The organism is Dolosicoccus paucivorans (genome assembly GCF_900100125.1).
GTDB classification, from domain to species: domain Bacteria; phylum Bacillota; class Bacilli; order Lactobacillales; family Aerococcaceae; genus Dolosicoccus; species Dolosicoccus paucivorans.
On the sequence record NZ_FNEL01000045.1, the window covers coordinates 1 to 14,495 of the forward strand.

General features: G+C 38.7%; 16 protein-coding genes. 4 read left to right on the plus strand and 12 right to left on the minus strand.

The features are described from left to right. Positions 1-179 precede the first annotated feature (179 nt). Genes BLR79_RS06760 through BLR79_RS06775 form a run of 4 tightly spaced genes read left to right on the plus strand, consistent with a single transcriptional unit; the run spans position 180 to position 3,321 of the window. Positions 180-1,160: a mannose/fructose/sorbose PTS transporter subunit IIA gene (locus tag BLR79_RS06760; RefSeq protein ID WP_092086177.1), complete on the plus strand. Its 981-nt coding sequence runs from the start codon at positions 180-182 to the stop codon at positions 1,158-1,160. 16 nt (positions 1,161-1,176) lie between these two features. Continuing rightward, entirely contained in the window at positions 1,177-1,983 is an 807-nt protein-coding gene (locus tag BLR79_RS06765) for a PTS mannose/fructose/sorbose transporter subunit IIC (protein WP_092086180.1), read from the plus strand. A 17-nt stretch (positions 1,984-2,000) separates the two neighbouring features. Continuing rightward, positions 2,001-2,957 (plus strand): PTS system mannose/fructose/sorbose family transporter subunit IID, encoded by a 957-nt coding sequence (locus BLR79_RS06770; protein WP_092086183.1) that lies wholly within the window; start codon positions 2,001-2,003, stop codon positions 2,955-2,957. A gap of 4 nt (positions 2,958-2,961) precedes the next feature. After that, positions 2,962-3,321, plus strand: a complete 360-nt coding sequence (locus BLR79_RS06775) for a DUF956 family protein (RefSeq protein ID WP_092086186.1) — start codon at positions 2,962-2,964, stop codon at positions 3,319-3,321. Positions 3,322-3,371: 50 nt separating this feature from the next. Here BLR79_RS06775 and atpC read toward each other — a convergent pair whose 3' ends face one another. The 12 genes from atpC to glyA form a co-directional block, all read right to left on the minus strand. Beyond that, positions 3,372-3,812, minus strand: a complete 441-nt coding sequence (gene atpC / locus BLR79_RS06780; protein WP_092086189.1) for an ATP synthase F1 subunit epsilon — start codon at positions 3,810-3,812, stop codon at positions 3,372-3,374. A 20-nt stretch (positions 3,813-3,832) separates the two neighbouring features. Next, entirely contained in the window at positions 3,833-5,263 is a 1,431-nt protein-coding gene (gene atpD, locus BLR79_RS06785) for a F0F1 ATP synthase subunit beta (protein WP_092086192.1), read from the minus strand. A gap of 3 nt (positions 5,264-5,266) precedes the next feature. Beyond that, a complete protein-coding gene (atpG, locus tag BLR79_RS06790) occupies positions 5,267-6,199 on the minus strand; it encodes an ATP synthase F1 subunit gamma (protein ID WP_092086195.1) in 933 nt (310 codons plus the stop codon). 21 nt (positions 6,200-6,220) lie between these two features. After that, a complete protein-coding gene (gene atpA, locus BLR79_RS06795) occupies positions 6,221-7,750 on the minus strand; it encodes a F0F1 ATP synthase subunit alpha (protein ID WP_092086198.1) in 1,530 nt (509 codons plus the stop codon). Then, complete coding sequence (locus tag BLR79_RS06800; RefSeq protein WP_092086201.1) at positions 7,751-8,074, minus strand: F0F1 ATP synthase subunit delta; 324 nt, start codon at positions 8,072-8,074, stop codon at positions 7,751-7,753. Then, positions 8,074-8,574 carry a F0F1 ATP synthase subunit B gene (gene atpF, locus BLR79_RS06805; protein ID WP_159427622.1) on the minus strand — a complete coding sequence of 167 codons (501 nt, stop codon included), beginning with the start codon at positions 8,572-8,574 and terminating at the stop codon, positions 8,074-8,076. The genes BLR79_RS06800 and atpF overlap by 1 nt, the downstream gene beginning before the upstream one ends. 32 nt (positions 8,575-8,606) lie before the next feature. After that, positions 8,607-8,819, minus strand: a complete 213-nt coding sequence (gene atpE, locus BLR79_RS06810) for a F0F1 ATP synthase subunit C (protein WP_092086207.1) — start codon at positions 8,817-8,819, stop codon at positions 8,607-8,609. 25 nt (positions 8,820-8,844) lie between these two features. Then, complete coding sequence (atpB, locus tag BLR79_RS06815) at positions 8,845-9,552, minus strand: F0F1 ATP synthase subunit A (protein WP_092086210.1); 708 nt, start codon at positions 9,550-9,552, stop codon at positions 8,845-8,847. Between the two features lie 204 nt (positions 9,553-9,756). Then, positions 9,757-10,938, minus strand: coding sequence for a hydroxymethylglutaryl-CoA synthase (locus BLR79_RS06820; RefSeq protein ID WP_092086212.1), 1,182 nt, complete (start codon positions 10,936-10,938; stop codon positions 9,757-9,759). Between the two features lie 81 nt (positions 10,939-11,019). Continuing rightward, complete coding sequence (locus BLR79_RS06825) at positions 11,020-12,288, minus strand: hydroxymethylglutaryl-CoA reductase, degradative (protein ID WP_092086215.1); 1,269 nt, start codon at positions 12,286-12,288, stop codon at positions 11,020-11,022. A 66-nt stretch (positions 12,289-12,354) separates the two neighbouring features. Beyond that, the gene (upp, locus tag BLR79_RS06830) at positions 12,355-12,993 is read right to left on the minus strand and encodes a uracil phosphoribosyltransferase (protein WP_092086218.1); all 639 of its coding nucleotides are present in this window, start codon (positions 12,991-12,993) and stop codon (positions 12,355-12,357) included. A 13-nt stretch (positions 12,994-13,006) separates the two neighbouring features. Next, on the minus strand, positions 13,007-14,233 hold the full coding sequence (gene glyA, locus BLR79_RS06835; RefSeq protein WP_092086221.1) for a serine hydroxymethyltransferase: 1,227 nt from the start codon (positions 14,231-14,233) through the stop codon (positions 13,007-13,009). Between the last annotated feature and the right edge of the window lie 262 nt (positions 14,234-14,495).

Consider the following 14,495-nt stretch of genomic DNA (forward strand, 5'->3'; position numbering starts at 1 on the left):
ATTCAATTCTATTTATTTTGTACTAGAACTTTAAGTATGTGTCACATATGTTTGACTACTCTAGACCTATATTTTAAGTTTTTTTAAAAAATGTATACAAAAATCTTTTAAACTGTGCTATAATTTCTTTTGGAATTCTAAAGAAAACGTTTTCAGCACTTTACAAAGGAGGAATTTAAATGGTTGGAATTATTTTAGCAACTCACGGGGAATTTGCCCAAGGGATTGCTCAATCTGCTTCCATGATTTTTGGCGATCAAGATCGTTTAGAAGTTGTAACCTTCATGCCAAATGAAGGCCCTGAAGACTTGAAGCGTCACTTACATGAAGCAATGAATAATTTAGGAAAAGACAGCGAAATTTTATTTCTAGTGGACTTATGGGGTGGCTCACCTTTTAACCAAGCAAGCGCAATTCATGAAGAAAATCCTGAAACAACCGCTATTTTATCAGGTTTAAACTTACCTTTACTATTAGAAGTATTAGGCGGACGCATGGGGATTGAATCGGCTCAAGAACTTGCAGGTCAAGTTGTCCCATCAGGACGCGATGGCATTAAGGTTCTTCCCGAATCTCTAGAACCTAAAGCAGTCGCTCCAGTAGCTGATGCAGAACCACAAAAAGCTGTGTCAAGTATTCCTGAAGGAACGGTTATTGGAGACGGTAAAATCGATTATGCTCTTGTGCGAATTGATACGCGTTTACTTCACGGTCAAGTTGCTACAGGCTGGGTTAAAGCGGTACAACCTTCACGCATTATTGTTGTCTCAGATAAAGTATCAAACGACACTATGCGTAAGTCTTTAATTAAACAAGCCTCACCTTCTGGTATTCCAGCAAGTACTATTCCGATTAGTAAACTAGCGGAAATTGATAAAGATCCAAGATTTGGTGGAACAAAGGCATTGGTTCTATTTGAATCACCTCAAGAACTGCTACAAGCCATGGACGCGGGAGTAGAATTTGATAAAGTTAACTTAGGTTCTATGGCTCACTCTGAAGGTAAGAAAATGATTTCTCGAGCGATTTCGGTTGATGAAGAAGACGTTAAAGTTTTAAAAGAAATTGAACGTCGCGGGGTTACTTTTGATGTACGCCGTGTTCCAGGGGATTCAGACGAGAATTTAGACCGCTTACTTAAAAAAGAAAAATTAATTTAATAAGGAGGTATTATCAATGGATATTAATATGATTCAAGCACTATTCATTTTAATTGTCGCATTATTTGCTGGGTTTGAAAGTGTGTTAGACGAATTCCAACTACACCAACCAATCATTACATGTACATTAATCGGACTTATTACAGGTGACTTAGCAACAGGTTTATTTATTGGAGGAAGTCTTCAATTAATTGCCTTAGGATGGATGAACGTTGGAGCTGCTCAAGCGCCAGATATTGCGATCGCGGGAGTCATTGCAGGTATTTTAACTTTAGCTAAAGGAGCGGGAACTTCTGAGGCAATTGCGATTGCGATTCCATTAGCTATTGCAGGACAAGTATTAACCATCTTTGTACGTACATTGGCTGTCGGTTTAGGTCATTATGCTGACCGTCAAGCTGAAAGCGGAAATATTCGCGGAGTGGAATTAGCTAACTTAGCTGGGTTAATGTTACAAGGTTTACGTGTTGCTATTCCGGCGGGATTAGTATTAGCAATTCCTACCCATGTGGTGGTTAATGCTCTAGCAGCTATTCCTGCTTGGATTACAGGTGGTTTAGCTGTAGGTGGTGGAATGGTTGTAGCCGTCGGTTATGCGATGGTTATCAACATGATGGCTTCTAAATTAACTTGGCCATTCTTCTTTATCGGTTTTGGTTTATCTGCTTTAACAGAATTAAACCTTGTAGCGATGGGTATTATTGGTGCTTCTTTAGCCTTAATTTACATTCAATTAGACCCTCGCTTAAATAGTGAATTTGCTTCTGCTGGTGGCGGAGGATCCGTTGAATCAGCATTAACTGACATTTTAGAAGACTATTAAGAAAGGAGCCCTCTATCATGACTAATCAAACAGTTCAACCGGAAAAAACAATTGAATTAACTAAAAAAGATCGTCTAGCGGTAGCGTGGCGTCGTACATTTATTCAAGCAAACTGGAACTATGAAAGAATGCATAACGTTGGGTTTGCTTATCAAATGGCACCCGTTGTTCGTAAACTATACAAAACAAAAGAAGAACAATCTCAAGCTATGCAACGTCACTTAGAGTTCGTTAACACTCACCCTTACTTATATGGTCCAATTAACGGAGTTGTTTTAGCTTTAGAAGAACAAAAAGCTAACGGTGCAGATATTCCTGACCAAACCATTCAAGGGGTTAAAATCGGAATGATGGGACCTCTAGCCGGAGTTGGGGATCCAATCTTCTGGGGAACATTACGTCCCGTATTAGGAGCTTTTGCAGCTTCTTTAGCTTTATCAGGTTCTGGCTTAGGTCCTATTATTTTCTTCCTAGCTTGGAACATGATTCGTTTCGGCTTTACTTGGTACACTCAAGAGTTAGGTTACCGATCCGGAACTGAAATTACTAAAGACTTAAGTGGCGGTATTTTACAAAAGATTACTACTGTTGCTTCTATTTTAGGGATGTTTATTATGGGGGTTCTTGTTCCACGTTGGACATCTATGAACTTCCCGGCCGTTCTATCTTCTGTTAAAGTGGATTCAGCCGATATGGTAAACTTTTCGCAACTAGCTGAAGAAGCAAATAATAATGCATTAACTGCAGACACATTACGAGATATTACGATGCAAATTCAAAATGGTATGAGCTTAACAGACGTTAACGTTCAAACATTACAAGACGTCTTAAATCAACTATTACCAGGTCTTATGCCTTTACTACTGACTTTCTTAAGCATTTGGTTACTTCGTAAAAATGTCAGCGCCATTACCATTATTTTAGGTATTTTCGTTCTAGGTATTTTAATGTACTCTCTAGGTATTATGGCCTAATTCAATGAACGGATCATTAAATGATACAGTAGACTTTGTCACCCGAGCTAACTCAACCTATCAACCACTTAACCCAAAACCAGGTTTATTAATTATAGGAGATCACGGAGTCGAATTTTTAAGTAAAAATGGTCAAGGATTTATTCAAATTCCTTGGCATACCATTCAAAAAGTTCATGTTCAACTTCTCTTTAAAGGACGTTACGTTCGTGGATTCTTTATTGAAACCAGTGATGAACACCGTTTAGAGTTTATTGTTAGCAAAGGAAAGGATTGTTTAAGAGCGATGTATCGCTACTTAAGCCGCGACCAATTTGTTGTGAAAGAAAGTAATTTCAAATCCTTATTTAAGTTTAGAAAATAATAAATCGCCTTGGAAAATAAAATCCAAGGCGATTTTTTATATAAAAAACATTAACGTTTATTAGACACGTTGAGCATATTGATAGCTCGTTCTAGCGATATTTGCGCACGTTTAAAGGCGACCTTATCGTTGGTAGCTTTGGCGTCTTCTAACTGTTCTTGAGCACGTTGTTTTTCAACCGCAACTTTAGCTTCATCAATATCTTTTGCATTAATAGCTGAGTTGCTGACAATTTCAATTCGGTTATGACGCATTTCCAAAACGCCACCGTTCACAGCGATAAAGTCAACTTTATCTTGATCGCGGTGATCCTTACGAGTTACTTTAACCGCATCAATCGCTAACGCAATTAAAATGGGCGCATGGTTAGGTAAAAGGGTCATTCCACCAATTACCGACTCTACATGGCAACTATAGGCGAAATCATCATAAATCAACCCTTGAGGAGAAAAAACTTGAACATGAATGTACTTTGATTTCTTTTGTTCCATTAATGATCTTCTCCTTTCATTTATGATAACTCGTCCGGTAAATTAATCCCAATGTTGCGAGCCTTTTCAATTGCTTGGCCAATATTTCCGACGTTTCTAAAAGCTTCTTCTGGTAATTCATCATATTTACCTTCTAAAATACCTTCAAAGCCGTCTAATGTTTCTTCAATCGTAACAAAGGAACCAGGGATACCTGTAAACGCCTCTGCTACGTGGAAGTTTTGTGATAGGAAAAATTGTAGACGACGCGCGCGACTAACAACTAATTTTTCCTCATCGGATAGTTCATCTAATCCTAAGATTGCGATAATATCTTGCAGTTCACGGTAACGTTGGAGTGTACTTTGAACGCGGTGAGCGATGTCATAATGTCTTTGACCAACAATCTCTTCAGATAACGCACTTGAGGTTGACTCTAAAGGATCTACCGCTGGGTAAATACCTTGTTCTGTTAAACGACGCTCTAAGTTCGTTGTCGCGTCTAAGTGAGCAAAGGTTGTTGCAGGCGCAGGGTCTGTGTAGTCGTCAGCTGGAACATAAACCGCTTGAATCGATGTAATCGATCCGTCTTTAGTCGATGTAATACGTTCTTGCATCGCACCCATTTCACTCGCTAATGTAGGTTGATATCCTACAGCAGAAGGCATACGACCAAGAAGCGCAGATACTTCTGACCCAGCTTGAGTAAATCTAAAGATGTTATCAATAAAGAGTAATACGTCTTGTTTCATCACATCTCTAAAGTACTCTGCCATAGTTAAACCTGTTAAGGCAACACGCATTCTCGCTCCAGGCGGTTCGTTCATTTGACCAAAGACCATAGCAGTCTTACGGTCTACTCCCGATTCACGCATTTCAAAAACTAAGTCGTTCCCTTCACGGGTACGCTCTCCTACCCCAGCAAAAACAGATATACCTCCTGCTTGCTCGGCAATGTTATGAATTAACTCTTGAATTAAAACGGTTTTACCGACCCCAGCACCACCAAAAAGACCAATCTTTCCACCTTTAATATAAGGCGCAAGTAAGTCAATCACCTTAATACCAGTTTCAAGAATTTCAAAACTATTACTTAAATCTTCATAGGTTGGTGCTTTACGGTGAATACTATGACGCTCAACTGATGGGTCCACTTCGCCCTTTTCATCAATTGGTTGACCTAAAACGTTAAAAACACGTCCTAAGGTTTCTTCTCCAACCGGAACACTAATAGGTGCGCCCGTTTGGATAACTTCCATTCCACGACTCAATCCATCTGTTGATTGCATCGCAATGGTTCTAACTGTATTATTTCCCAAGTCTAAGACAACTTCTAAAAAGACTTCTTCTGTTTTACGCTTTGAGTCTTCTTGAATTATCAAAGCATGGTTAATATCTGGTAACTTTGAATCTTCAGGAAATGAAACATCCACAACGGGGCCAATAATTTGTGATACTTGACCTTTTTCCATCCGTTAATTACCCCCTTTTGTTTCATTTTGTGCATTTGCACCACTAACAATTTCAATAATTTCATTGGTTACACGTAATTGACGCTGTTGGTTATAAGACTGTTGCAGTTCGTCAATCATTTCTTGAGCATTTTCAGTCGCTGACTGCATCGTAGTCATTCGTGTTCCATGCTCAGCTGCTTTAGCGTGAATAATGGCTCCGTAGATTTGACTTTCCGCATATTGAGGAAGTAAAACGTCCAGTAAGCCATCTGCTGAAGGTTCGATAATAAAGTCTAATAAAGGACCTTCTTCTACAGGCTCTTGTCTTTCGTCATGCAAATCCATAATCGGTAAGATTTGCTCATTTCTAAACTCATGGTGAATCGCATTAATATGTCGGTTGTAACACACATATAATGCATCAAATACTCGATCATGAAACAATTCAGTCGCTTTACGAACAATACTTTGAACTTCAATAAAGTCTGGTCGGTCAGAAACCGTATGCATTTCATAAGCGACTTCATAACCTTCTTCTTGACAATACTCAACAATCGGAGTCCCCATTGCTAAGACAACGACTTCATCTTTATTATATTGTTTAAAAATTTGGTCCATTTGATTAATGACTGAGTTATTATAACTTCCGGCTAATCCTTGACTCGATGTAATAACTAAAAAGCCTGTCTTCTTAACTGGACGTTGTTCTAACAAATCTCTAAAGTCGATTAACCCTGACTCCGTTGATTGATCTTCGGTTGTAATTAAATCTTCAATGTGGGCTTCAACCACATCGGAAACGAGTTCTCGTAACTTTTTCGCATAGACTGCATAACTTCTCGCATCTTTTGAAATGCGGTTATATTTAGCCGCTGCTACCATTTGCATCGCACGTGTAATTTGAGCTGTTTTTTGAGTAGATGTTATCCGTTTTTTTAAATTGTTTAAAGACATGATAACCCTTCTTTCTTTCTATTACTCATCATTTGTACGATATCGTTGAGCAATGGCTTCAAATTGTGTATTAAATGCGTCTAACATGTCATTTAAAATGATCGGTTCTGGTAACTTTTTATTATGACGAATGACATTTAAAATACTATCTTGGTATTGATTTTCAACGAATAAGTAAAGTTCTCTTTCATATTCTGAAATAGCTTCTACAGGAATATCATCTAAAAATCCATGAGATAACGCGTAAAGTAAGACGACTTGTTTGTCCACTGAAATTGGACGGTGTAGACGTTGTTTTAATACTTCTACCGTACGGCGTCCGCGATTAAGTTTTTGTTGAGTGGCTTCGTCTAAGTCCGATCCAAATTGACTGAAAGCTTCCAATTCACGGTAACTTGCCAAGTCAATACGAAGGGTTCCTGAAACATCTTTCATCGCTTTAATTTGAGCCGATCCACCAACACGAGAAACGGATAATCCCGCGTTAATTGCCGGACGAATCCCTGCAAAGAACATATCTGCTTCTAAGAAAATTTGTCCGTCAGTAATCCCAATAACGTTAGTTGGGATGTAAGCTGAAATATCTCCTGCTTGCGTTTCAACGATCGGTAGAGAGGTAATCGATCCTCCACCTAATTTATCATTCAACTGAGCTGATCGTTCGAGTAAGCGTGAGTGTAAGTAGAATACGTCTCCTGGATAAGCTTCGCGTCCTGGTGGTCTTCTAAGTAATAGACTCATCTCACGGTAAGCTGCAGCTTGTTTAGATAAATCATCATAAATAATTAAAACATGTTTACCTTCATACATGAACTCTTCAGCCATTGCGGTGGCGGCATAAGGTGCTAAGTAAAGTAAAGCTGCTGGTTGAGAAGCACTGGCGCTAACAACGATTGTATACTCCATGGCTCCATAGCGTTCTAGCGTTGAGACGATATTTTTTACCGTTGATTCTTTTTGACCAATAGCTACGTAAATACAAATAACATCTTCTTCTTTTTGATTTAAGATGGTATCGATTGCGATCGTTGTTTTACCGGTTTTGCGGTCTCCAATGATCAATTCACGTTGCCCACGTCCAATAGGAACTAAAGCGTCAATCGCTTTTTGTCCTGTTTGTAAGGGTTGGTCAACACTTTGACGGTCCATAATGCCTGGTGCGGCTGCTTCTACGGGACGACGTTTAGAAGTAAAGATTTCACCTTTACCATCAATAGGACGCCCCAGCGCATCAACGACGCGTCCTAAAAGAGACGGGCCGACGGGAACTTGCATAACTGTTCCTAAAGGTTTGACGACGTCTCCTTCATGGATATTGGAGTAATCACCAAAGATGATAATTCCGACGTTATCTTTTTCTAAGTTTTGAACCATACCGTAAGTGCCGTTAGGAAATTGAACCATTTCACTAACCATGGCTTCATCCAGTCCGACGACTCGTGCAATACCATCCCCTACGAAGGTTACCGTTCCGATTTCTTCAATTTTATGACTTGATTTAAATTGCTTAATTTCATGTCTGAGAAGGTTTTCTAGATTAATATTTGCCATCTATTGTCCCTCCATCAACTGTTGATTTAAATAATTATGAAGCTCTTCTAGCGTTCGTTTACCTGAGCGTTCATAATAAAATGATTTGCTTTGAATACGCACACCAGTCAAAAGAGTCGGATCAACTTTTAAATCGACTTGGTCGACAATCTCTCCTGTCTTATCTTGGAATAGACTAATGATCCGTTCAATTTGATGCTCTTTCAAAGAAATCGCGCTCGTAATAATTAAAGGATGCTGAATGCCTTCTTGATTTAAAAGTTCTTCCAACTCCTCTGATACATCAGAGCTTGTATTATTTGTTAATACTTCTTGGTTCTCCATTATAACTCATCCAATCCTTCAATAAATTCATCGATATAACGCTGATGGTCTTCTGCGGAGACTTCGCGTTCAATAATACGCTTAGCAATATCGACGGAAATATTGGTGATTTGTTCATTCATTTCGCGTAACATTTGTTGACGTTCGCGTTCAATATCTTTTTCTGCACTTTTTCGAATATCTAACGCAGTGACACGTGCTTCGTGAACAATAGAGTCTTGAAGCTCTAGTGCTTTTTCACGAGACTCTTGAATCACTTTATTTGCTTCAATTCGTGCATTACTTAAAATATCTTGAGCTCTCTCGTTAGCTGTTTCACTTTCTTCTTTGCGACGAGCTGCATCATTCAAGTCATCCGTAATTTTCTTTTTACGTTTTTCTAATATATTCATTAAAGGTTGCCATGCAAATCGATGCACAATCACAACTAAAATAATAAAAGCAATGAGTGTGATGACTGTATGGCCTAATGCAGTATTATCAGATACTAACCATGCCATATTTAACAATTGTTTCACTCCTTTGGGTTGTATTATCTAAAGACGAGAATAAATGCAATAACGACCGCCATAATTGGGACCGCTTCGATTAATCCAACCCCAAGGAACATTGTTGTACGAAGTCTGTCTTCTAATTCTGGTTGACGTGCGATTGATTCAATCGTTTTTGAAATAACCATCCCGTTACCGATTGATGCTGCGACTGCAGCGATTGATACAGCGATTGCTGCTGAAATTGCTTCCATTGATACATTCTCCTTTTATTTAAAGTTAGTCAACTTTGTTTGATAAATAAACCATTGTTAAAGTAACAAAAATATAGGCTTGAATTCCTCCGATAAACATAGAAAAGCCTTGCCAAATAATTTGTAGTGGAATTCCAAAAAGCCATGAGACTGGTGCTAAAGCCATTCCCGCTGAGGCGATAAGTCCTAGTAACACTTCTCCGGCGAAAATGTTTCCGTATAGACGTAAAGCTAACGTTAAGGTGTTAGTTAACTCTTCGACTAAGTTAATCGGTAAAAATAGTCCTACCGGGTGGAAATAAGTTTCTACAATATAACGTTTAAACCCTTTACGTTCAATTCCGTTAAAGTGAGAAAGTAAAATAACCGTCATTGCTAAAGCAAAGGTAATGACCGGATCTGCAGTTGGACTCATCCAATACTTCACCTCTCCAAATTCAACTAGAAAAGGTAACCCGATAATATTAGAGATAAAAATAAAAAGCATTAGAGTCAAACCTAATACTTGATAACCTTCCGCGTGTTTATTATGAATGGTTCCCCCGACTACACCACGCACAAAGTCAATTAACCACTCCATAAACAATTGAGGTTTACTTGGATTATCAACTGAAATATTGCGTGTACACCAAATACAAAGAGCTGTAACAATAATCACTGTTGCGATTAGGGAATATAGTGCTGCAACGTTAACCGTTAGGCCTAAAAAGTGTAGGTATTGTTCGCTGTGCATTTTTTAACCTTCTTTCCATGCTCAAATTTACAATATGCTTAACATGTATATTGTGAGCAAACACACTATACATGTTAGCACTTTTAAAGGATTTTCTCAAACGTGAAAAAGTGAAGTTTTTTATAAAAATTATTTTTGAACTATGCATTATGACTATAACAAAGCATAAATAAACAAAAAAGATGCTCAAAGAGCATCTTAAAGTTAAGAAGAATGATGACGATGATAACGACGATGTTCATCTATTTTATCTAAAACAAAGCCTTCTTGAGTTGTATTTTCATTCTCAATCTTATGAATTCCATCTTCTTGTGAAAGAGTTTGATTAAAAGCCGCTTCATATTCTGCCACTGTATAAGGACGACGCTGGTCCATGCGTTGATCAATACCGATTGCATCAATCATTTTTTTATAGTCCGATTGTAGCGTCCCGGTTAATATTTCAGCCACAGCACCTGAACCGTAACTAAATAAACCTATGTCATCCTTTGGAGCAAGGGTCTCATCGTATTGTAGTAACGAAGCTAACCCTAAGTAAAGTGAGCCTGTGTAAATATTTCCGACACGACGGCTTAACTGAGTGCTACTAGAGTAGTGGTCTAACCACTCATTGACTACTTCTTTTCCACTGTTTTCTTGATAATATTTGAGCGCTTTTTCACCCATTCTCGTAAAAGGTAAATGAAGTGCTAACGCTTTAAGCGCATTGAAGCGGTCAGAATAGCGACTTTCAAATTCATCCATCACTGTTTTAAATACGTCTTGGTAAAGCCAAGCTGAATACTTTCCATCAACTAAAGCCACATCAGAATAACTTGGTCGCCAAAAATCATAATCGTTTGTAGTATAAGCAACACTTTCTTCATGAATGGCTAAAATCCGTGGATTAGCTGAAACAAGAAGAGCAATGGCTCCGGCTCCTTGAGTCGCTTCGGCAGGTGTATTTAATCCGTAACGGGCAATATCGGATGTAATCACTAATACTTTTCGTTCCGGACGCAGTCTTACGTAGTCACAAGCCGCTTGTAGACCCGCTGTTCCTGAATAGCAAGCTTGTTTCATCTCATAAGACTTAGCAAAGGGCTGAATATCAAGTAACTCGTGAATATAAGTAGCAGCTGCTTTTGAAAAATCAAAGCTTGATTCGGTAGCAAAAATTACTTGATCAATTAATTGTCTATCTTCATCATCAATAATTTGGAACGCTGCATTCGCCCCCATTGCTACAATATCTTGTTCGATTGTCGGAAAAGCCATTTGATCTTGGCCAAGTCCTAGTCGAAATTTGTCAGGGTCAATGTCTCTTGCGATCGCTAAATCCTTCATTTCAATGTAACGTTCGGGAACATAGACTCCGATTTTGTCAATTCCAACAAGTTGTTTCATATAGTTTCCTCCATCGTCTTTATTTACCGCTTTTATTGTAGCATATTAATTTTAAATTTATCTTAAGTAAAGACCAACGATCTAATGTTTACATTCATTATTTCTTAATTTGAGTAAAATATTTCGTGCAACTTCACGGTTCATTTGCGGTTGTTTACGTAATGCTCTCACTACTTGGGGGACTTCTTCTACGGTCGCTCCTACTTGCATAGCTAAACTTCGTGCTTGAAGGGCCATATGGCCTTTTTGAATACCATGAGTCACAAGAGCACGAAGCGCAGCAAAGTTTTGAGCTAGCCCGACTGAGGCAACAATCTCCATTAATTCTTTAGCGTTTGGATTATTTAAAAGTTCTAAAGCCCATTGAGCCGTCGGGTGAACGGAAAGAGTTCCTCCAACCGTTGCGATCGGAAGGGGCAATTCAATTTGACCATAAAGGATCTTTTGCTCTTGATCGATGGTCCACTGAGTTAAACTTTGATAATGACCTTTACGACTAATGTAATGATGAACACTTGCCTCAACAGCTCGCCAATCATTCCCTGTCGCAACGACGACCGCATCTACTCCGTTCATCACCCCTTTATTATGAGTCACCGCTCTTAAAGGATCGATACTTGCGTACTCGCTTGCTTTCGCAATTCGAAGCGCCATCCGTTCCGCACGTTCTAAATTAGGATGCAACTGACTAAAAGGTACTTCAACCCATGCCTTAACTAAATTTCTATCCCCAGCATTAGATAAAATACAAAGTAATGGATCAACATGAAACGTCTCTTGTAAATGGTCTCCTAATCCTTCTAGTACGGTATTAATTGCGTTAGCTCCCATGGCATCTTTCGTATCCATTGATAAATAAACCGTTACATAATGATCGAGTTCTCCAATATGAGTTTCGACCCATAAATCACGCGGACCTCCACCTCGTTTGACCATACTTTGACAATAAGTTTGAGCAATCATTAAATACTTTTCTTTATCTTCAGCAATTTTTTGAGCTAACGTTTGAGGATCATTTACTTGAGTTAACACAATTTGACCGATGATTTCTCGGGTTAATACTTTTGCTTGAATATTTCCTAATCGTTTAGCGCCATTACTTGCTGCTGCAATAACAGAAGGCTCTTCCGTCACCATCGGGACGACATATTCTTTATTATTAATAATAAAGTTGACTCCCACCCCAAGAGGTAAAGTATAGGGAGTGATGTAGTTTTCCACCATTTGATTAGCCACTTCATCCGTTAACGGTTTTGGAAAGATTTCCACTGCTCCTAGTTCTTTTAAAATGTCATGTCTTTCTTGCAATGTTTTTTTGTAAAACCCACTAAAAGAGGTATGATCAGACATTGATAACTTCCTTTCTATCTGTAAAAAGAAAGCAACTTGCCTTTAGACAAGTTGCTCAACACTTTATTATTTAGTTCCGAAAATACGGTCGCCCGCGTCACCTAAACCTGGAACAATGTATCCTGATTCATTTAATTTCTCATCTAAAGCTGCTGTATAAATATCAACATCTGGATAAGCTTCTTGTAAAGCTTCGACTCCTTCAGGAGCAGCCACTAAACAAACGAATGTAATGTTTTCTGGGTTAACGTCACGTTTTTTAACTAAAGCATCTAAAGCAGCGATCGCTGAGCCACCAGTTGCTAACATCGGGTCAACAACAAATAGACGGCGCTCTTGAATATCTTGTGGAAACTTAGCAAAGTACTCAACCGCTTCAAGGGTTTCTTCATCGCGGTATAGTCCCACATGCCCAATACGTGCTGCTGGAACAAGATCGATAATACCGTCGACCATTCCTAACCCAGCACGTAAAATAGGAATGACGGCCATTTTTTTACCTGCTAATTGTTTTTGGGTAGTTTTAACTAATGGCGTTTCTACTTCGACGTCTTTTAAAGGTAAGTCGCGAGTAATATCATATACCATTAACATTCCAATTTCGTTGGTTAATTCGCGGAATTGTTTAGTACTTGTGTTTTTATCGCGAATCATAGTTAATTTATGTTGAATTAAGGGATGGTCGACAACTACTACTTTACTCATTTGTTCTCTCCTTTTATTTTTGGTGTAAAGGTAAATCTTTTACTAATTCTTTAATTTGTTGTTTAATAGCTTTCAAATCAGCTTCTTCATTGGTTAATGTTTCGATCATTAGACGGGCAATTTGACGGGCACCTTCTTCTTTAATGCCGCGAGTTGTAATGGCAGCCGTACCAATACGAATTCCACTCGTTTCAACAAATGAACGTTTATCAAATGGAATCGCGTTTTTATTGACGGTAATGTTGACTTCTTCTAAACGTTCTTGAGCCCATTTACCGGATTGATCAATCTCAGTTAAGTCAATATTAGCTAAGTGGTTATCACTTTTGCCTGAGACAACGCGCAATGGACTGTCTTTGAACTCTTCTACCATCGCTTGCATATTAGTTAAAACTTGCTGCATATATTCTTTGAATTCAGGCTGTAATGCTTCTTTTAAAGCGACTGCTTTAGCTGCGATAACGTGCTCTAATGGACCACCTTGAATACCTGGGAAAATGGCACTGTTTAATTTACGTGCATATTCTTTTTTAGCTAAGATAAGTCCACCGCGAGGACCGCGAAGAGTTTTGTGAGTGGTTGTTGTTACCACGTCTGCATAAAGAACAGGGTTTTGATGTAATCCTGTGGCAACGAGTCCGGCGATATGAGCCATGTCTACAAAATAAATGGCGTCGACTTTTTTGGCGATTTCACCAATGCGCTTGAAGTCAATAGCTGGCGAATAAGCGCTTGCTCCAGCAATGATCATTTTTGGCTTATGTTCTAAAGCGAGTTCTTCTAACTTATCATAGTCGATCTCTTCTGTTTCAGGATCAACTCCATAAGCATACATTTCATAGGATTGGCCACTAAAGTTAACAGGGGATCCGTGGGTTAAGTGTCCACCTTGAGATAAGTCCATTCCTAATACTTTGTCACCGACTTCTAAAAAAGCACGGTAAACAGCTAAGTTCGCGCTAGAACCAGAGTGGGGTTGAACGTTAGCATATTCTGCTTGAAACAACTCTTTTGCGCGATCAATCGCAAGTTGTTCAATAACATCAACATACTCACATCCACCGTAATAACGGCGACCTGGATAGCCTTCGGCATACTTATTAGTTAATACGCTTCCTTGTGCTTTCAGTACTTCATCCGAAACAAAGTTTTCTGAAGCAATCAATTCCACTCCTTCGAGTTGCCTCTTTTCTTCTTTGGCAATTGCCTCGAACACTTCATGATCAAAATATTGCGTCATTGTAAAAGCCTCCCATACTATTGTGTCACATTAACATTTATGCCAGCGATCTAAATGAATCTAGCATTAAAAGAATTATAACACACCTATTCGCCCTTGTGTGCAGTTAGTTGCAACACGTTGCAAAATCAATATTTCAAGCGAATATTTGGCACGGACTTTTGCAGAAATTTGCAACTAATTGCAAAAGTGTGCCCCTTTTTTGCCCCTTTTTATAAGAGGTATTTTCTTTAAATCAATTCAATCAAAGAGTTGGCAACTG